The following is a 20139-nucleotide window of genomic DNA, read 5'->3' on the forward strand; positions in this document are numbered from 1 at the left end:
AGGTGCTTCCTGCCACTCTTTCTGCCACTCTTCCCGCCACTCTGCATCCTTATGCGTTCTGGCGGTATACCGGTGCGCCCAGCGGCGAGCTGCCTGCACCGCCGTCTACGGCGATATCTGCGCCTTGGATATATGACGAATCCTCGGAGGCCAGGAACAGCGCTACCTTAGCGATCTCTTCGGGTACACCCGCGCGGCCCAGCGGAATCGACAGTGCCATGCCTGCCTCGACCTGCTTCCAGTTATCCATCGCCGACTCTCCCCAGATCGGAGTGCGCGTTACGCCGGGCGCGATGTTGTTGACCCGGATGCCCAGCGGAGACAGCTCGGAGGCCAGCACCTTCGTCATGCTGCTGACCGCTCCTTTGCTGGCGGCATAGGCGGAATTGCCGGGTCTTCCGGCCTTGGCTAACACGGAGCCGGTCAGAATGACTGAAGCTCCAGCCTTCAGATGAGGCAGAGCTGCCTGGACGGTGAAGAAGGTACCGGTCACATTGACCCGGAGCACTTCCTCGAAGGTGGCAAGCTCTGTGCTGCCCAGCGGTGTATAGCCCGCGATTCCTGCATTCGCATAGACCACATCCAGTCTGCCGAAGGCCTCTATTGCTGCATTCACAGCCTTCACCGCACTCTGCGGATCAGTCGCATCCGCCTGGACAGCAACTACGTGCTCCGCACCCAGCTCTTCTACCGCCGCCTGCAGAGATACCGGATTACGGCCGGTAATGACCACTCTGGCGCCCTCCGCCACAAATAACCTGGCACTAGCCAGCCCAATCCCGCTATTTCCTCCAGTAATCAATGCAACTTTCCCGTCAAGCTTCCCCATCGTTAACACTCCTCATCTGTTTCATTTGAGACCGTTCGTTCTACTATAGTCAAAAAAATAATCTGTCGCGTACCAGCATCTTAGCATATTCGAGAACGATCAGTAAAGTATTATTTTTACCGGACGTTCTCGAATAGCATCAGCCTTGCAAAAAGCAGAAAATATCCCCCAATCCACAGCAGTGCCCCTATCATGATGAAGATTCCTATGTACCCCGCCCAGCCTGGCGGTTTCCTTGTGTACTTCAACAGAAGAAGCGACGCAACAACCAAAACCGCAGAGGGGATGCCTAATATCTGGAGCAGCATTATATTTACAACATCCAGGATAAACCCTTGGCTGAACCCCGGGCTCGTCTGTAACAGAAAGAGGGCCAATCCTACGATATTCACCACTACAGCGCTTATCCAGAGTATTCTAACGGGTCTAACCATACTTCACCCCCTATGCTATCCCATTACCCGCTAGTCAGAAGTATTACACCAAAGCTAACATTGTTTCCACAATACCTGTTCATCTGCTGCACCACAGTAGAAACGGCTTTCCCGTCCATTTAAAGGACGGTATCGTTTCAGCCGAACACAACGTATGCTGTTTTCCACATACATTCAGGCCGGGCCTGCTTGCGAGCACCGAATGTAATCGAAAAACCGATTACAATGGGACGGCGAGCGGCGCGTAGACCGAATGTAATCGAAAAACCGATTACAATGGGACGGCGAGCGGCGCGTGGGCCGATTGTAATCGAAAAACCGATTACAACGGGACGGCGAGCGGCGCGTAGACCGAATGTAATCGAAAAACCGATTACAATGGGACGGCGAGCGGCGCGTGGGCCGAATGTAATCGAAAAACCGATTACAATGGGACGGCGAGCGGCGCGTGGGCCGATTGTAATCGAAAAACCGATTACAATGGGACGGCGAGCGGCGCGTGGGCCGAATGTAATCGAAAAACCGATTACAACGGGGACGGCGAGCGGCGCGTGGGCCGATTGTAATCGAAAAACCGATTACAACGGGACGGCGAGCGGCGCGTGGGCCGATTGTAATCGAAAAACCGATTACAATGGGACGGCGAGCGGCGCGTGGGCCGATTGCTCCTATTACAACAAGCAAGACGGGCCCGCCCCCATAGGGAGAAGACCCGTCTTTGTCTTTGTCTTTGCCTTTGACCTTCGTCATTTGTCATTTGTCATTCATCTTCGTCATTCATTCTTTCCTGCGTCATTCGCCATTATCTTACGGACAACCTACCGCCCTGCCGTCTCAAAAGAAAACCGCGCTGTCCAGGTAGCACCTGCATCCTTAGTCACGTAGAGGGTGGAGCTGTTCAAATCCTTGACCGCCAGCCAGCCCTGGTTGGCATCGGTGAACGAGATCGTTCCTTCGAAGCCGGGAACGGTCTGCTGATTCTTCCAGCTCTGTCCGTTGTTCTTGGTGAGCCCGATGCCCACTTGCTCCGCTGCCGGCTGGTACCCTGCCAGGAAGGCAGTCTGTGTGCCGATCAGCACCATATTGCCAGGGGTGCCCGAAGCGGGGCCCTTCTTCGCTACGGCTGCGCCGCTGCCCGGAGCCGGACCGCCGCCTGCGGTCTCCTGGGCAATCACCCGGGTCCAGCTGCCGCCGGAGTTAGAGCTGCCGTAGAGGGAATAAGAGGTCTGCGACATGCCGACGCCGCCGTACAGCAGAGCATACACCTGACTGCCCTTGGCGTAGATCTGTCCGTAATTCGCCTCAGGGGTGGAGGCGCTAACTACCTGCTTCCAGGCTGCTCCGCCGTTAGTTGTCTTCATTACCCGATAGCCGCTCCCGGGAACAACTACCACAGCCCAGCCGTTATTCCTGCTGATGAATTCTGCTCCGCGTGTGTTGGCAGGCGTCTTGATCAGACTCCAGCTCTCCCCGCCATCCTTCGTATAATATGTAGATGCGCGGTTGTAGCCGAAGCCCTGGCTGCTGTCCAGGAACTCTATCCGTTCAAAGGTTACTGCCTGGTTCCACAGCCTTGTCCAGGTAGAGCCGCCATCTGCTGTTCTTAGCAGATATTTAGCCTGCCCGTCCTTGACCGTGGCAAGTGCCCAGCCGTGAACATTATCCGGGAAATCAATCTGCTGGAAGCTCCACTGTCCTTCATAGATCTTTTGGAAATGGCAGCCGCCGTCCGAGGTTCCAATCAGGAAGCCGTTCCCGGCTGCGCGCCCGATATTCGCGTTCAGAAACTCCACATCCGAGAAGGTAAGCGGAATGCTGTCAGCTCCGCTATGTGCCTTTTGCAAATCCTGAAGCAGTCCGTGATCTCCAGTCCCGCAAGCCGGTGCCGCGGCCGAAGCTGCCGCCGCCTGAACCGGGAAAGCCGCCGCTCCCCAGCCTGACAGGGTAACTAGACCTGCGATAAGAAGAGTTACGGTTATCTGCTGTAATCTGGTCGTTCTATTCATCGGTAACACCTCCTACATATATATACCCTCTCTACAGAATGCCACTCCGAAGGCATATGAATATTGTAGCCAGAGCTTCTGATTCACATGATATAAAAAGACCGCATTCCGTCACTAAAGTAACAGAATGCAGCCTATTCATTTGTCTCTTCTTTGCTCATTTCAGTTTTAAAGGATTCGACTCGTTCATCTGCCCAATTGTATACCTTATCTTTATCACGAGGACCTATAGCAATAATCTCCATACGAATCATTCCATTAGACTGCAGAACCGGTCTGTAAACAATCCGCAACGCCATTGCTTTGGGTTTTATTTTTGTAAAACCCAACAGCTTTCCAATAAGAGGTTCGCCATAACCATCAGGTTTGATCAGCGGCCCTCTCAGTGCCTGCTTATAGATTAAGGCCAATATGGTGGTGATCTCTTTTCGGTAGCTCTTTAAATCATTAAGCGCACCTGATCCTAAAACAACTTCAACATTAGTATCGGCAAGTAGCTGCTGTAATTTATTCTCTATTTCGGATGGCTGCATCAACTATATCTCCAATTCATCCGCCATATCTTGAATTTCCTGAAGATTTATATCCGTTACACCGATCTCATCTAAAGCGTGTGCCAAAGAGACGTTAGGTTCGAAGGTTTCCAGCCGCTGTAAGGCTGTAGCTTCTACTGCCTTATCCATGGCCTCGTAATACTTATCACGCAGTTGAAGTAATTCAGTCAGAAATTCCACGTTAATTATCGCACCCATGGAGTCCCTCTGACGGCCACTCTTCACTAAGAAGATTTCTTCACTTTTTTGATCATTAAAGGTTTCGAGTATTTCTGACAGCTTATTTTTACGAGTCAATTCTGTAATCGAGAGTACATTATTTTTGGCAAAGTTTATCATTGAGGTTGTGATGTTCTTAGGATCACTTGTCATTGAATGCACCGCCTTGTGACGAATGGTATTCATATGGGCTATCGACCTCCCCTTCTACTTTTACCTTGATATGCTAAGATTATTCTTACACGCACTTAGTTGTGTCGAAGTATACACATATAATAACACATTTATTATTTATCCTAAACATTCTTGGCCAGCCTGCATAATCCAATTTGAATCCATGACTATCACTCATAGCGCTTCCACCTCTTCAGACAGCGCTATTAACAATATACCTCCATCAGCCGAATGTAAATAAGAAATGGTACAAAACTGTAACCATTTTTGCTGTTAAAATCTCCTATTCGTGTTTAATAATAAGTACAGAGCTTTACAAGCATACTGCATTCGAGGAGGAAGTGAACGGTATGATTAAACAGGATATTCAACATGCACTTCTCTCCAATCTATGCCAGCGCGTGCATTTAATCAGCGGAGAAACGTACACCGGAGTATGCCAAATCGATCATTCCGCAGATGCACTGCATATTGAAACGAATAAAGGGACCTTCACCGTCCCCTATTGGACCATCAAGCGATTCATCTAATCACATAACTACAACCAAAAAGACCTCACGGCCACATCCGCAGATGTGAATCATGAGGTCTTTCTTGTATACTCATACAACCGGATTGGGTATCATACTGCCGCCCCGGCAATGCTTCAGGTAATTCAGCGCATGGACCTGGCCTGTCATCTCCAGCTCGTCCCGGTAGACCGGATCATGCCAGCCTTCAATATCAATCGTGCCCTGATAGCCGCCCTGCCGGAGAATGGTGATAATATCCGTCCAGTTCGTATCCCCGAAGCCCGGCGTCCGGTCCCACACATAAGGCTTCGGACCATGAATTCCGTACTCCTTGACTATGTCCCAGGCAATCGTCACATCCTTGCCATGGACATGGAAGATCTTATCCACCCATTTGCGCAGCTGCGGGATCGGATCAATCAGCGCGGTGAGCTGATGGGCAGGCTCCCATTCCAGCCCGAGATTGTCTGCCGTAACGGCGTTGAACATTTTCTCCCAAGCTGTAGGGTTATGGGCGATATTCCAGTCACCCTTCTGCCAGCTCCCGCCCATCGCACAGTTCTCAAAAGCAATCCGCAGACCCTTATCTGCCGCCCGCTTCGACAATTCGCCGAACACCTCGGCGAATCTCGGAAGCGATTCGTCAATCGACGAGCCGGGCAGCCGTCCGGTGAAGCCGCCAATAATGTCCGTCCCGAACAAGTGAGCGTGCTCAATCAGCTGCTCCCAGCCCGCCAAGGTGGCCTCCGTCTCAGCCTCCGGCCCGCCGCCAAGCGGATTACCATAGATCCCGACAGATGAGATCACGAAGTGATGTTCAGCAGCCAGCTCCCGAATCCGTGCCGCCGTCTCCACCAGATCGGTATCGCCAACCGTCTGCCAGAAATTCAGTTGAAAGGATTCGAAGCCATGCTCCACAATCTGCGGAATGACCTGGACGGCTTCGCCGCCGCGTACAAGCGTCCCTATTCTTAGTGAATCTTGCATGATTTTGTCAACTCCAGTTAGTTTTATAGTCAGCGCCCTGCTGTTACCGGCCCTTAATCATCTTGCAAGAGCCGCGCTTGAGCAATACCGCATCATAGACAATATGCTGATGGGAGGAATGTTTGGTAATCAGGTCAAACAGCACACCCACACTGGACAGTGCCATTTCGGTGCCCGGCTGGCTGATCGTATCCAGCGCAGGATGATAGTATTCGGCCATCTCAATACCGTCGAAGCCGATGATCGAAATATCATCGGGGATAGATAAGCCTGCGGTAAGCACAGCTTTGGCCGCACCGATCGCAATCGTATCGGAGGCCGCAAAGATAGCAGTTACGGTTCTGTCGCGGTTCAGCAGTCTGCGTGCAGCGTTGAAGCCCGAGCTTGGACTGTATTCACAATCCTCTACGAATCCCGAATGATAAGGTATGTTATGTTCTTCCAGCGCCATCTTGTAGCCAAGAAGGCGGCGGCTGCCTGTGGTGTCTTCCAGTAAAGGAGATTTGGCGAGAAAGCCGATGTTTCGATGTCCAAGCGAAATTAAATATGAGGTTGCCTTATAAGCTTCCTTGGATTCATCGATCGTTACGCTTGAGAAGATGGACGGGTCCACTTCCTGTGAGGTAGTGATGGTCGTGAGTACGAATGGAACCGTTAACTGCTTGAATTTCTCTTCGGAGTGATTATAGGTACCGCCCATGAAAATGATTCCGCTAAGATTCTTCTCCTTCACCAGCTGAATGGCAGCGTTGATCTCATCGGTGCCGTCCTCTACCTGATGGATGAGAAACGGATAGCCGCGCAGATTGACCTGACGTTCAATCTCCTTAATCATAATGGAGAAAAACGGGTTAGTAATCCCTTTAACCATAAGTGCAATATTTTTGGATTGGGTTGTTTTCAGATTTCGGGCATTGGAATTGGGAATATAGTTATATTCCTTGACGACACTCAGAACCTTCTCCCGGGTGGCATCGCTCACCAGCCCCTTATTATTAATGACTCTGGATACTGTTGAGATGCCGACACCGGATATCCTCGCGATATCCTTAATGTTTACGTCCACTCTACTCCCCCATTTATAGGTAAGGGAGCTATAAGATATAGCTCCCCTGTAACCTATACATTCTTTTAGTTAACAGGTGTAAATTCTGCCAATTGTTTCTCTACTTCGGCAATGACCTTGTCAACTCCTGCTTTTTTCAGCTGATCGCGGTATTCTGCTACAGCCGTTTTTGGATCTTTATTTGTTTTACCCAGCATGAGCTGAATACCAAGCTGTGCATTCACGTTCGAGATTGAAGCAATTTCGGTAGTTACATTAGCCGGGTCGAAGCTGAAGCCGTTGTACGGATCATCGATCGCTTCTTTATCCCATGCAGCGAACAGGTCTTTACGGACCGGATTCTCAGTATCACTAGGAATCACGAACTTGTCGTTTCTGAGCGACCAAGCCGAGAAGCCGCCGCCGTCTGTTTTTTCATTGAAGCCTGCGGGCTGTTTCTTGACACCATCTTCAATAACGTAGTGCTTGCCTTCAATACCGTACTGCATCAGGTTGTAGTAGCTTTCATCCGTCATGAATTTCTCAATAACCATCAGAGAACGCTCTGGGTTAGAGGAGTTCGCACTGATGACTGTTGAGTTGTCTACACCCATCTTACGTTTGATTTTCTTGTTGGCTTCAGCAAAAGTATAGAAGGCTGTAGGAGAATTAGGCAGCGCCTTGATATCTCCGCCATACTGCCCGATCCAGTCCTGGGCATGAGTCAGATAACCCGCAGAGTTCGCGGCTCTGAAGTTGTCTTTGCTGCCGAGGGAAGCGGACAGAACGTCTTTGCCCCAGTAGCCCTTGTCGCCCCACTCACGCATTTTCACAGCCCAATCCTCGAATTCCTGAGTGAAGGCCGGATGGAATACAGTCTTGTAATCCTCTGGGCTCTTAGTGACCAGGTTCAATTCATTAAGCGAGATACCAGGTGCGTTCAGCCACATGCCTGTAGTATCTACGAGCATTCTGTACATGTTCTGTGCATCCTCGGCCTTACCGTTAATTGGCGGGAAGGATTCATTGGCAACCACATTATCCATGTATTTAACCATATCATCAATCGACTTAATTTCAGTCATGCCGTATTTCTTCAGCAGGTCAGTACGGTAGGCATAACCGGCAGGCGTGTATTCACTGAACAGACTCGGTACGCCGTAGATTTTGCCATCCACCTTCGTGTTCTGCCAGGAGGATTCTGGAATCTCCGCTTTCAGCTTAGGCGCTACCTTGTCCAGCATGTCGGTAATGTCGGTCAGCGCACCTTCAGTAGCCAGAGTGTAGTAAGACACAGGAGCACCCGGAGAAGCATGCGACAGATCGAACGATTCGCCGGAAGCGAACAGCAGCGGATACTTGGTCGCTACGTCTCCCCAGTCAATATATTTGATTTCAAGCGTAGTATTCAGATCGGCCTTAAGCTTCTTGTTAATCTCAGCCAGAATGTCTTTATTGGTAACTCCCTCACTGCCCCACAGGTAGTACGTCAACTTCGCTTCCTTAGAAGTGTCTACGCCTCCGGAATTAGTGGAAGTGGACGGAGTGTTCGACGAGCCTGTATTTCCACCATTTGCATTATTGCTTGACGAACAAGCGGATAGCACTCCAGTAAGCATGAGGACAGCGGCTAGAGAAGAAGCAATCTTTTTACCTTTCATTCGGTAAGCCTCCCTTTTCTTTTCTATATTATGGTTTTTGCATCTATAACAAACACCCTTCATTTGAAGCAGGCGTCCATTAACCCTTGACAGCACCGATGGTAAGACCGGTTACGAAGTAACGCTGAATGAATGGATACAGGAGAATGATCGGGCCTGTGGCCAGCACGGCTGTAGCCATTTTGATCGATTGGGTCGGCAGATCGGCTGTATTAATGACCGCCCCCGAGTTGATGAGACTGCCCATATTCGCCTGGTTGATCATGCGCTGCAGGAAGTACTGGAGCGGGAACTTGCTCTGAGTGTCCATGTACAGCATTCCGTTGTACCACTCATTCCAGAAGCCTAGTGCCGAGAACAGTCCGATCGTTGCCAGTGACGGAACCGCCAGCGGCATGAAGATCCGCCAGTAGATGCGGAAATCGCCTGCGCCGTCAATCGTCGCTGATTCATACAGGGAATCCGGGATCGCCTTCATGAAGTTACGCATCAGGAAGATCGACCACGCCCCTACCACCGCCGGCAGGATCATGGCGAACAGATTGTCCTTGAGGTGCAGATGCTTAACCATCAGAATGTAAGTCGGAATCAATCCTCCGCTGAACAAGGTGGTGAAATAGATCAGGAAGGAGAAGAAGTTACGGTATTTGAAATCCTTGCGGTTCAGGACAAATCCGGCCATGGACATCATGAACAGCCCGAGCACCGTACCGACGACTGTGATAAAGATCGTTACCTGATAAGCATCCACCAGCTTGGAGGAGTTACTGAGCAACAATTCATAGGCCTTGAAAGAGATCTCATTCGGTATCAGCTTGTACCCCTCGCGGATAATCTCCTGCTCATTCATGAAGGAGGAAGAGATCATCAGCGCAAACGGAAACACACAGAACAGGGCAAATACGGAGATGCAAATGTAGCTGATCACCTTAATGAAAATGCTGCCTGAATCCTGTTTAATAGTATTACTTGCCATATTAACACCCCTGTTTCTTATCTTGTCTTAGAACAACGCGCTATCCGGTTCAACCTTGCGCACAATAAAGTTAACGACAAGCACCAGAACCAGACCGAATAAGGATTGGTAGAAGCCTACTGCTGCACCCATGGAGAAGTTAAATTGTCCGACGAGCGACCGGAAGACATAAGTATCTATAATATCCGTCTGCGGATACAGCACGGAGTTTGTTCCAATCAAATTGTAGAAGAGGTCGAAGGAGCCTTTGAGAATTCCGCCCATACCGAACAGGAGGAGCAGAATGAAGGTTGGCTTCAGAATCGGCAGAGTCATATAACGGATACGCTGCCAGGTAGTGGCGCCGTCCATATAGGCCGCTTCATAAAGATCATGGTTAATCCCCGTTATAGCTGCCAGATAGACAATCATACCGTAACCGGTACTTGCCCAGATCTTGAATGCTACAATGATGTATTTCCAGATTCCAGCGTCGGAGTAGAACTCAATCTTGTCTAAGCCCGTACTGGTAAGCATCGTATTGATAAACCCGGAGTTGAAATTGAACAGGTTATACGCGAACACGCCGACGATAACCATCGAGATGAAGTTTGGAAGCAGAATAACCGACTGGGAGATCTTCTTGAACCACTTGCCCGCAATCTCCGATAGCATGATGGCAAATACAATCTGGATGATGTTACCCAGTGCAAGGAACACCAGATTGTAGAGCAAAGTATTCTTGGTGATATTCCAGAGGTCTCCGTTCTGAATCAGGAACTCGAAATTCTTGAGTCCGATAAAGTCACTGCCAAAGATCCCTTTGTTGAGCTTGTAATCTACGAATGCAACGTACGCGCCAGGCATTACCGCATAATGAAACACAGCAAAATACACAATGACAGGCAGCAGCATGAGATACAGCACTTTGTTCTTCACTAATTCCCGGACAACATTTCCGCCCGATTGTACAAATCTTGCCAATGAACCCACCTCCAAATTAAACATTGCATTCCACTGCAACTAATTAAGCATTCTACTGCAACTAATTAACCCTTTTCGACCATATAGAAACGTTTCCATTATTTCTTTGTGTTTCCCCTTGCTCAGAGCATACTCCTTCCTTGTATACGCTGTCAAACATTTTTTATTTTTAAATAACAAGTAATAAAATTACATTTTGCTGTTCATAATAGATGAAAAGGCGTTTTTTTTATAGATAATTGACTTTTTTCAGTCAAAAGTCTAAACTCGAAATGTATCGCCTATGGAAACGTTTCTATTTATTCTTTACATGGACATGTCAGCCCTTTTTTGTGACATCTGATGATGAATTCCCCCGTTCTGATCGATTTCATGTCCTAACTTAAGCACTGGAAAGCGAGGCTCGATATGATATTCAAACAACAAATGAACATGATTACCTTAACCCGGGATGACCTGTCGTATACATTCCTGCCTACAGGAGATATTTTTGAATTCACGCAGGGCTCCACTCTTATTAATCTGTTCCAGGGTAATCCGGCAGACGGCTCTTCCAATAATATCTATCTGCGCGTATATACGGAGCAAGGAATCCAGAGCTATCCGCTGCTGGGTATTAAGTCGGGCTCCACGCTGTCCCGTACAGATGACAAACTGATTTTTGAAGGTTCTATAGAAGCAATCAGCTACCGCGTTACCTTCGCACCGGCCAAGGACGGCATCTGGTTCTGGCAGCTTCAGCTCTCCGGCAACGGTGAGACTGTAGATGTAGTGTATGGCCAGGATGTGGGCATTGCAGACAAAGGCGGCATTCTCGCCAATGAGCTTTACATGAGCCAATATCTGGATCACAGCATCTGGGAAGGCCCGCAGGGCTACGCCGTATGCTCGCGCCAGAACCAGCCGCAGGGAACGGACTTCCCGTATCTCCAACAGGGTGTAGTCGGTTCACGGGCTGTAGGCTATTCCACCGATGGTATGCAATTCTTCGGCATTTCCTATAAAGGAAGCTATGTGCCGGAGGCGCTGAACGGCAATCTGCAGAACCGTAATTATCAATACGAGCTGGCTTATACCGCACTCCAGACCGAGACTATGGTCCTGTCGGCTCCAGTTGATTTCGCCTTCTACGGCCTGTTCCGTCCGAATCATCCTGCTGCTGTAACCGGGCTTGAATTCCAGGCTGAGCTGCAGGCAGCTTATGCAGAGATCGACTGGAGCAGCAAGGAAGCCGTGCCAAGCCGGGATGTTCCTGTGCTGAGTGACGACATCGGCAAGCCTTATGTCTCCCCACAGTGGTCACAGGCCGAGATTGATGCTGCCTTCCCTAACCGGAAGCTTGAAGAGATGGAGAACGGCCAGCTGCTCTCTTTCTTCACAGACGGGCATGTCCATGTGGTTCTGCAGCCTAAGGAGCTGCTGGTGGAACGTCCGCATGGCCATATTATCACCTCGCTGCTGGGCGACAAGCAGGTAGACAACAACCTGATCTCCTCCACTAACTATATGTACGGTATTTTCAACGGTCAGACTGTGGTGGGGAATACCTCTTTCCATAAAGGGCTCTCCACGCCGCGCGGCCTGCTGAATATCCAGCGGAACAGCGGTCAGCGGATCTATGTCCGCATGGACGGGGTCTACCGGATTCTTACACTGCCGGCGGCTTACGAGATGGGCGTGAATTTTGCGAAATGGCATTATCAGCTGGAAGACGATGTACTGACCGTTACTTCGATCGCAGCAGCAGGCCAGCCGGATGTCGCGCTTCAGGTACAGTCGAAGCTGGGCAAATCCTATGATTATCTGATCACGAACCAGCTGGTTATGGGCGAGCATGAATTCCGGCACCCGGTACGGGTGGAAGAGAAGGACGGCATCCTGCGTCTGCTTCCTGATGAAGCGTCCCTCCAGAAGCTTCCTTATCCGGGCCTGCATTTCGATATCCAGTTGCCGGGAACCGCATATACGTACAGTGATGACCGGATGTTCTTTGCCGACAGACAGCCGCGCAACGGCACTCTGCTTACCTTATCGGTAACGCAGTCCTCCGGCTTCCAGCTCGTGCTTCAGGGCAGACTTACAGCAGCAGAGGCTCTTCCGCTGACGGTCCCTTACACACTGGAGAAGGAGCAGGCACAGTATAACGAATTCTACGCTTCGTTCACCTCCGGCTTCCAGCTTGAGCTGGATGGCGCGGAGCAGTCCCGGATTGATATCCTGAACGAGACGGCATGGTGGTACACCCATAATGCGATGACCCACTTCATCATGCCGCACGGCCTTGAACAGCCGGGCGGAGCAGCCTGGGGTACACGTGATGTCTGCCAGGGGCCAATGGAATACTTCCTGATGACCCAGCACTATGAGCTGGCCCGCAATGTTCTGCTGAAGATCTACTCGCATCAGCTGTGGGAGAGCAAGGAATGGCCGCAATGGTTCATGTTCGACCAGCATCCGGTCCAGGCCCATGAATGGCATGGCGATGTGGTGCTCTGGCCGCTGAAATGCATCAGCGATTACATCATGGCTACCGGAGACTACTCGATTCTCCAGGAAGAAATCGGTTATCACCATCTGGCGGATGCTCAGCCAAGCCAGCAGACCGCAACCGTCCTTGCGCATGTCAAGGCTGCGGTAGAGACCATCCGTGAACGCTTCGTGCCGGGCACAGCCCTGATCAATTATGCAGGCGGCGACTGGGATGATACCCTTCAACCTGCGAATGAAGCACTGAAGACCAAGCTGGTAAGTGCATGGACGGTAGCGCTCGCCTTCCAGGTGATCCGCAATCTGTCTCAGGTGACTTCTGCCGATCCTGAATTCTCCGCCAGCCTTGCTGCTATGGCGGAAGAGATGAAGGAATCGTTCCGTACGCTCCTGATCAAGGATGGAGTCATTGCCGGCTTCGCTTACTTCCAGGAGGACGGCAGCATTGATTATATGCTTCACCCGCTGGATACAGAGACCGGCATTCATTACCGGTTATTGCCGATGACCCGCAGTATTATTGCGGAGCTGGTTACTCCGGAGCAGGCGGCAGAGAACCTGCGCCTGATCGACGAGCATCTGAACTGCCCGGATGGAGTGCGCCTGATGGACCGTCCTGCCCGCTATGAAGGCGGCGTAAGCACCATCTTCCGCCGTGCGGAGCAAGCAGCCAGCGTCGGCCGTGAGATCAGCCTGCAATATGTACATGCCCATATCCGCTATATTGAAGCTTCCGCCAAGCTGGGCGAAGCGAAGCGTGCCTGGGACGGCCTGTTCCAGATCAACCCGATCAATATCCGGCAGAGCGTGCCGAATGCCCAGCTGCGCCAGAGCAACATGTACTTCAGCAGCTCGGACGGCGACTTCCCTGACCGCTACAGCTATCAGGAGAACTTCGACCAGCTGCGTGACGGCAGCGTAGAGGTTAAGGGCGGCTGGCGCCTGTATTCCAGCGGTCCCGGGATCTACCTGAATCAGCTTATCTCGGCAGTTCTGGGTATCCGCTTCAGTGAAGAAGAACTGGTCATTGACCCGGTACTCCCGGCAACTCTTGACGGGCTGCGATTCACTTACGAGTGCTTCGGCAAGAAGATGACCTTCGTCTATCACATCAGCGCAGGTGAGGCCCGCACCCCTGAAGTGCAGGCAGCAGGCGTTGCTGTTACCGGTCAGGTACTACCGAATCCATACCGCCCGGGCGCGGTAAGCATTGCCAAGAATCACCTGCTGAGCCTGCCCGGCGATGAGCTGCATATCTATGTAACACAATAACTTTCAGTACGCTTACGAAGGAGTTAGCCATGACTAAACCGTTTATCCAGGATCTCGTGAACGATATGACACTAGACGAGAAGTTAGCCCAGCTTACCCAGCTTGGTCCATACTATTGGGGTCTGGATGATACCGTGGATTTGACGGGTCCATTCAAAGAGCTTAATATCGAGCCGCAGGTGATCAAAAGCATCGGAAGCGTTCTGAACGGAATCGGCGCACGGAATGTCATTGAGCTGCAGACCCGGCATCTGGAATCCAGCCGCTTGAAGATCCCGCTGATCTTCATGGCCGATGTCATTCACGGCTACCGGACCATTCTGCCGATTCCGCTCGCCATGGGCTGTTCTTTCGATCTTGATGCCTGTGAGCAGTTCGCTGAAGTAGCTGCGCGGGAGAGCGCTGCCGCCGGCATTCACCTCACCTTCTCTCCGATGACCGACCTCGTGCGCGATCCGCGCTGGGGCCGGGTCATGGAGACCTCCGGTGAGGACCCTTACCTGAACGCCCGGGTGACTGAGAGCATGGTCCGGGGCTACCAGGGCAAGGATCTGAAGGAGCCGGGGCGGATCGCTGCCTGCGTGAAGCATTTCGCCGGCTACGGCGCGCCTGAAGGCGGCCGTGAATATAACACGGTGGACATGTCCACCGGCGTGCTCCGCGAGTTCTATCTGCCAGCCTACAAGGCGGCAGTAGATGCCGGTGTCGCTATGGTGATGGCTGCGTTCAATACCATCGACCGCATTCCGTCCAGCGGCAACAGCAAGCTCCTGCGCGGTATTCTCCGCGAGGAATGGGGCTTCGATGGCGTAACCATCGCCGATTTCAACTCCGTGAACGAGCTGGTGCCCCACGGCGCAGCGCAAGACGGACGTGAAGCTGCCCTGAAGAGCCTGGTAGCGGGACTGGATATCGAGATGATGTCCACCCACTATCTGAACCACGCTGCTAAACTGATTGAGGAAGGGCTGCTCGACCTCCGTCTGATCGACGAAGCGGTTACCCGGGTACTGGAGCTTAAGGATGCCCTCGGCCTGTTCGACAATCCGTTTAAGGATGCCGACCCTGTAGCTGACGAAGCCGATAAGCCAAGTCCTGAGCACCTTCAGGCGGCACGCGAGATGGGCGCCCGCTCGATCGTTCTGCTGAAGAACGAAGGCGGAGTCCTGCCGCTTAAGCGCGGCATGAAGATCGGCCTCGCCGGTCCCTTCGCTACCTCAATCAATGTTCTTGGCGGCTGGGCCGGTACCGAGAAAGACCCTGCGGTCTCCCTATACACGGGCATCACGGGCAAAATCCCGGCAGCGGACCTGCTCACAGCCATGACCGGCGAGCTAGGAAGCATGCTGGAGGGTGTATTCGATGTGGAGGATGCTTCCGAAGCGGCTTACGAGCAGCTGAAGGACTGCGACGTCATTCTGGCCGCAGTCGGCGAGAACCAGCAGGATACCGGGGAAGGCGGCAGCAAGGCCAGCCTGCGGCTGTCCGCCAATCAGGAGAAGCTGATCCACCGCCTCAAGGCAACCGGCAAGCCGGTGGTCACCATTGTGTTCAGCGGCCGCCCGCTGGAGCTTGCGCCAGTGCTTGAGTCCAGTGACGCACTGGTACAGGCCTGGTTCCTTGGCACCGAGTCGGGAAATTCCATTGCAGATGTGCTGTTCGGAGATTATAATCCGTCCGGACGCCTCTCCATGAGCTTCCCTTACTCCGTGGGACAGATTCCGGTGTACTATAACGCTTATCAGACGGGACGCCCTTATGATCCCCAGTATCCAAATGTGCGTTATGTAACCCGCTATCTGGATATTCCGAATGATCCGCTGTTCTGCTTCGGCTACGGCCTGAGCTATTCTACGTTTGCCTACAGCGGCTTTACGGTAGAAGCTGCGGCAGACAGCAAGGTGCTTGCCTCCATCCAGGTGGAGAACACCTCGGAGGTTACCGGCAAGGAGACCGTTCAGCTCTATATCCGCGATGTTACCGCAAGTGTGGTCCGTCCCGGCAAAGAGCTGAAGGGCTTCAAGCAGATTACCCTTGCCCCGCATGAGAAGCAGACGGTGTCCTTCGAGATCACCAGAGACATGCTCATGTTCTATGGCCAGGATGATCAGCTCGTGTTCGAGCCTGGAGACTTCGATATTATGCTCGGCGCAAGCTCCAGCGACCATAGCACGCAGCGGATCTGGATCGGCTGACCCTACCCATAGACATAACAAATAGCGCCAATCCTACACTTCATAAGTGTAAGGATTGGCGCTATTTATATTGCATAGCTCTGCGTTACGCCCCGGTCAGCAGCTCGATATCCAGCCGGGCAAAGGTATCCTTCCATTCCGCAGAGCAGCCGCTGTCCGTCAGCACCATGGAGATATGCTCGAGCGGAGCGATCTGGGCAAAGGTAGTGATGCCGAATTTGGAATGATCCGCGACCAGAATGGATTCCTCGGCCCGTTCCATCATTTTGCGGGAGATGAGGGCTTCCTCCAGGTGGTAGTCGGTGATTCCCTCCGAGAGCGAGATCCCTCCGGCAGAGATGAACGCCTTATTCACCTTGAACTGACCCAGCAGATCATGCGCGGTGCCCCCTACTGCCGCCTGATACCCTGCATTCACCTCGCCCCCGGCAAAAATAACCTTCCCCGCAAACTGCTCCAGCGCACAATTCAGCACGGGAACAGAGTTCGTAATCACCGTCACCTGTGTACGGTCCTTCAGCGCGCGCATAATCTCAAGGGTCGTTGTCCCGTTGTCGAGGATCACCGTCTCACCATCTTGAATGAGTGAGGCTGCCAGCTTGCCGATGGCCTGCTTGCCCGGCAGATGCATCTGGGCGCGCTTCATGAACGTAGGCTCATGATTCTCCGAGCGGATTCGCACCGCTCCCCCGTACACCTTGCGCAGCCGCCCTTCCTTCTCCAGCCGGTCAAGATCGCGCCGGATCGTCTCCGTCGTCACCCCGAACCGTTCCGCAAGAAAATGCACCTGCACCTTGCCCTCAAGGTCCAGCTGGGACAGAATCGTGTGCTTGCGTTCTTCATAGGTCAGCGACATCCTTGCTTCCTCCTATCGTTGTGGATTTTATATAGATTGTACTTTTATTTTTTCTATGATGGGATTGGCCGTGACACCAGAGAATAGTTGCCCCTCCAGCCGCTGTTGTCCCAGATTCCCTTGATTCAGCCACTTTTCGCGGGAGAAATCCGATGACGGCTGCTGCACGAAGGTAATCCGGCCCTATGTATGCTAAAAACAGCATACATTCTGCTGCACGAACTAGTAGAGCATCAGAATAAAACCCAAAATCTAACGGACCGGAGAGATCTTATCCCCGCGAAAACGCCACTTTTTGCGGCTTAACGGACCCAGTGGACCTTATAGTCTCTCTATGAGACGTTTCGGAGTTGAAGTGCAAAGGATAAGGCCTGTGGAGTCCGTTACTCGCCCAATTGGCGACTTTCTTCCCAAATAAGAGCACCTCAGTCCGGTACGCTAAGCCAAACGCCCCTGAAGAACAAGGCCCGCTTGGAAAAAGATGTAATTTGAAGGGGTATTGCGTCTGCTCCACTATTTTAAAATACGATAAGGTACTAGTTAGTAAACTCAAATGTATGTTGGGTATCTCTAGTCAAAATGTTGTTTCTAGTGTATTGATGTTGTTTTCACCAGTATATGAATCTGAATTCTACTTGTCAATGCGAGACCCCTACCACAGAAATATCCTTGGTAGCTATGTAGGTCTAGCACACATTGTACTTCATACAGCAGATTACTCCAAAATCGTCCGAAAAATGGCCTCTGCTGCACTTTGTACACTAGAATTCTGCTAAGAAGAGGTTTTGAAGCTATATTAGTGAAATCTAATGTATGAACTACAGCAGAATGAGCTTTTGCCTAATATCGTGCTAATTCTATTGCAGAGAATACAACCAGCACGAAATGAAGCTTGACAGAATAACCATCCGAGCCTAAAATCAACATGAAACAACATAAAGAAACACGAATCAACAACACATTGAATCAACAACACATTGAATCAACAAACACGCACTATTACATCACCACACGCCTTACCGCTTAACCCATAATCGGATTGACAAGAGAGGGGATTTCCCGCATGAACAGTAAATTATCATTTCGGCCAGACGGCACCTTCACCATTGCACAGTTCACCGACCTCCACTGGATGGATGGAAGAGCAGAGGATCAGCAGACCCGGGAGCTGATGGAGCTGGTGCTGAATGCGGAGCAGCCGGACCTGGTTATTTTCACAGGAGATACGATCTATACGGGGCCAGTCCGTGAAGGCGAGCTTCCTTGCCAGGACCCCCAGCAGGCCTTCCGCGATGCAGTGGCTGCTGTAGTGAATTCCGGTGTGCCTTGGGCGTTCGTATTCGGCAACCATGACACGGAGAACGGAGTGACCTACAGCGAGCTGATGGAGATTGCGCAGGAGTCTCCGCACTGTCTGGCTGAGGCTGGTCCGGCGGAGCTTGCCGGTTCAAGCAATTACGTCCTGGAGATTGAGGGCGCAGGCAATCATACGGGAGCCATCCTCTATATGCTCGATACTGGTGCCTACTCTCCGCTGGAGCAGATTCCCGGGTATAGCTGGGTCCGGCGCAACCAGATGGATTGGCTGGCAGAGCAGTCTGCGCGGCTGAATCCCGGAGAAGGTCAGGCGAAGCGGCAAGCACTGGCGTTCTTCCATATCCCGCTGCCCGAATATGACGAAATGTGGAACACCCAGGTCTGCTACGGACATAAGTATGAACGGGTCTGCGCTCCGGTGCTGAATTCAGGGTTATTCGCTACGCTCGTAGAGATGGGCGATGTGGCGGGCACCTTTTGCGGACATGACCATATCAATGATTTCACCGGTACGCTGCATGGCATCCGCCTCAGCTATGGCCGGGCAACCGGCTATAATACCTACGGGCACGACAACCTCAAGCGGGGCGCGCGCATCATCCGTCTAGAGCAGGACCATCCGTCCTTCGACACCTGGCTCCGGCTGGCAGACGGCTCCCGGTGCACTGAACAGCCTGCCCATACGCCTCTCTCTGCTGCCGATTCACAACACTAACTACTTCCTGAGGGGTTGACTATCCATGCTGCTGCCAATTCTTTTGGTGCTGGCTTCCGGAATATGCCACGCGGTGTGGAGCATGTTCACCAAAAGAAGCCTGAATAAAAGTATCTTCCTGTGGTCGATCATGATGGTCTCCACGGTGCTGCTGCTACCGGTCCTGCTGATCGAGCTGTGGACACAGCCGCTGGCCGCCGGTGCTTACGCCCTGCTGCTGCTGTCTGTGGCGCTGCAGGCCTTATATTCCTGGCTTTTATCCATAACCTATGAGATGGGCGACCTGTCCCAGATCTACCCGGTGATGCGGGGGACAAGCACGCTGCTTATTCCGCTGATCGGCGTTATTTTCCTGAAGGAATCCTTGTCTGTCTACGGCTGGATCGGGATCTGCTGCATGCTAGGCGGCTTCGCTGTCCTCAGCGGAATCGGCGCAAGAAGAAGACTCCCGGCTTCCTCCGACCCCGGCACCCCCTTAGGCTACTATACACCGATACTCATGGCCCTCTGCGTAGGATTATGCACCACCTGCTACGTATTCGTCGATAAGCTGAACCTTCAGCATATGTCGCCGCTCGCGCTGCTTGAGGTGACCAATATCGGCTTCGTTGCCGGACTGACCCCTGCGGTCCTGAGATCGCGGAAGCTGCTTGAAGAGTGGCGCCGCAACAAGTTCACCATTCTGCTGGGCAGCGTGCTGAATCCGGGCTCCTATCTGCTGTTCCTGTTCGCACTTCAGCAGGCACCGCTCGCCCATATCAGCCCGCTGAGAGAGATCGGCACCATATTTGCTACTCTCCTCGGTGTGCTTCTCTTGAAGGAGCGTCAGGGCGTGCGGCGGATGATATGCTCGGTCGTCATTTTCTGCGGAATTCTGCTAATTGGCATCTGGGGGTAAGCAGGATAAGGATCACAGATGTCGAATTGAAACCGTATG

At 52.0% G+C, this 20139-nt stretch carries 16 protein-coding genes; 5 read left to right on the plus strand and 11 right to left on the minus strand.

Annotated features, from left to right (window positions below; all coding sequences use genetic code 11):
- Positions 1-49: 49 nt before the first annotated feature.
- From MKY86_RS24115 to MKY86_RS24135, 5 genes are all read right to left on the minus strand, one after another.
- Entirely contained in the window at positions 50-829 is a 780-nt protein-coding gene (locus tag MKY86_RS24115) for an SDR family NAD(P)-dependent oxidoreductase (RefSeq protein ID WP_076079415.1), read from the minus strand.
- Between the two features lie 116 nt (positions 830-945).
- Positions 946-1263 carry a hypothetical protein gene (locus MKY86_RS24120; RefSeq protein WP_076079414.1) on the minus strand — a complete coding sequence of 106 codons (318 nt, stop codon included), beginning with the start codon at positions 1261-1263 and terminating at the stop codon, positions 946-948.
- A gap of 818 nt (positions 1264-2081) precedes the next feature.
- Entirely contained in the window at positions 2082-3269 is a 1188-nt protein-coding gene (locus MKY86_RS24125) for a hypothetical protein (protein ID WP_076079413.1), read from the minus strand.
- Between the two features lie 134 nt (positions 3270-3403).
- Positions 3404-3802 (minus strand): hypothetical protein, encoded by a 399-nt coding sequence (locus tag MKY86_RS24130; RefSeq protein WP_076079412.1) that lies wholly within the window; start codon positions 3800-3802, stop codon positions 3404-3406.
- Between the two features lie 3 nt (positions 3803-3805).
- On the minus strand, positions 3806-4228 hold the full coding sequence (locus MKY86_RS24135) for a hypothetical protein (protein WP_076079411.1): 423 nt from the start codon (positions 4226-4228) through the stop codon (positions 3806-3808).
- 338 nt (positions 4229-4566) lie between these two features.
- Here MKY86_RS24135 and MKY86_RS24140 point away from each other — a divergent pair, with 338 nt between their 5' ends.
- Complete coding sequence (locus MKY86_RS24140) at positions 4567-4746, plus strand: hypothetical protein (RefSeq protein WP_036697495.1); 180 nt, start codon at positions 4567-4569, stop codon at positions 4744-4746.
- A 72-nt stretch (positions 4747-4818) separates the two neighbouring features.
- On the opposite strand, the gene MKY86_RS24145 is transcribed toward MKY86_RS24140, so the two are convergent.
- The 5 genes from MKY86_RS24145 to MKY86_RS24165 all read right to left on the minus strand — a co-directional run bounded on the left by MKY86_RS24145 (position 4819) and on the right by MKY86_RS24165 (position 10360).
- Complete coding sequence (locus tag MKY86_RS24145) at positions 4819-5715, minus strand: sugar phosphate isomerase/epimerase family protein (RefSeq protein ID WP_076079410.1); 897 nt, start codon at positions 5713-5715, stop codon at positions 4819-4821.
- Positions 5716-5758: 43 nt separating this feature from the next.
- Positions 5759-6781, minus strand: coding sequence for a LacI family DNA-binding transcriptional regulator (locus MKY86_RS24150; protein WP_076079409.1), 1023 nt, complete (start codon positions 6779-6781; stop codon positions 5759-5761).
- Between the two features lie 65 nt (positions 6782-6846).
- Positions 6847-8421, minus strand: a complete 1575-nt coding sequence (locus MKY86_RS24155; protein WP_340827537.1) for a DUF3502 domain-containing protein — start codon at positions 8419-8421, stop codon at positions 6847-6849.
- 79 nt (positions 8422-8500) lie between these two features.
- The gene (locus MKY86_RS24160; protein ID WP_036725974.1) at positions 8501-9397 is read right to left on the minus strand and encodes a carbohydrate ABC transporter permease; all 897 of its coding nucleotides are present in this window, start codon (positions 9395-9397) and stop codon (positions 8501-8503) included.
- Positions 9398-9424: 27 nt separating this feature from the next.
- Entirely contained in the window at positions 9425-10360 is a 936-nt protein-coding gene (locus MKY86_RS24165) for an ABC transporter permease (RefSeq protein ID WP_340827539.1), read from the minus strand.
- Positions 10361-10768: 408 nt separating this feature from the next.
- On the opposite strand from MKY86_RS24165, the gene MKY86_RS24170 reads away from it, so the two are divergent.
- Entirely contained in the window at positions 10769-14119 is a 3351-nt protein-coding gene (locus MKY86_RS24170; protein ID WP_083685106.1) for a GH36-type glycosyl hydrolase domain-containing protein, read from the plus strand.
- Between the two features lie 29 nt (positions 14120-14148).
- Positions 14149-16314 carry a beta-glucosidase BglX gene (gene bglX, locus MKY86_RS24175; RefSeq protein ID WP_076079407.1) on the plus strand — a complete coding sequence of 722 codons (2166 nt, stop codon included), beginning with the start codon at positions 14149-14151 and terminating at the stop codon, positions 16312-16314.
- Positions 16315-16399: 85 nt separating this feature from the next.
- Here bglX and MKY86_RS24180 read toward each other — a convergent pair whose 3' ends face one another.
- A complete protein-coding gene (locus MKY86_RS24180) occupies positions 16400-17170 on the minus strand; it encodes a DeoR/GlpR family DNA-binding transcription regulator (protein ID WP_076079406.1) in 771 nt (256 codons plus the stop codon).
- A gap of 1063 nt (positions 17171-18233) precedes the next feature.
- Here MKY86_RS24180 and MKY86_RS24185 point away from each other — a divergent pair.
- Positions 18234-19202 (plus strand): metallophosphoesterase family protein, encoded by a 969-nt coding sequence (locus MKY86_RS24185; protein ID WP_076079405.1) that lies wholly within the window; start codon positions 18234-18236, stop codon positions 19200-19202.
- A gap of 25 nt (positions 19203-19227) precedes the next feature.
- Positions 19228-20100: an EamA family transporter gene (locus tag MKY86_RS24190; protein ID WP_076079404.1), complete on the plus strand. Its 873-nt coding sequence runs from the start codon at positions 19228-19230 to the stop codon at positions 20098-20100.
- The last annotated feature ends 39 nt before the right edge of the window (positions 20101-20139 follow it).

Source organism: Paenibacillus sp. FSL R7-0333 (genome assembly GCF_038000365.1).
GTDB lineage: Bacteria > Bacillota > Bacilli > Paenibacillales > Paenibacillaceae > Paenibacillus_AQ > Paenibacillus_AQ silagei.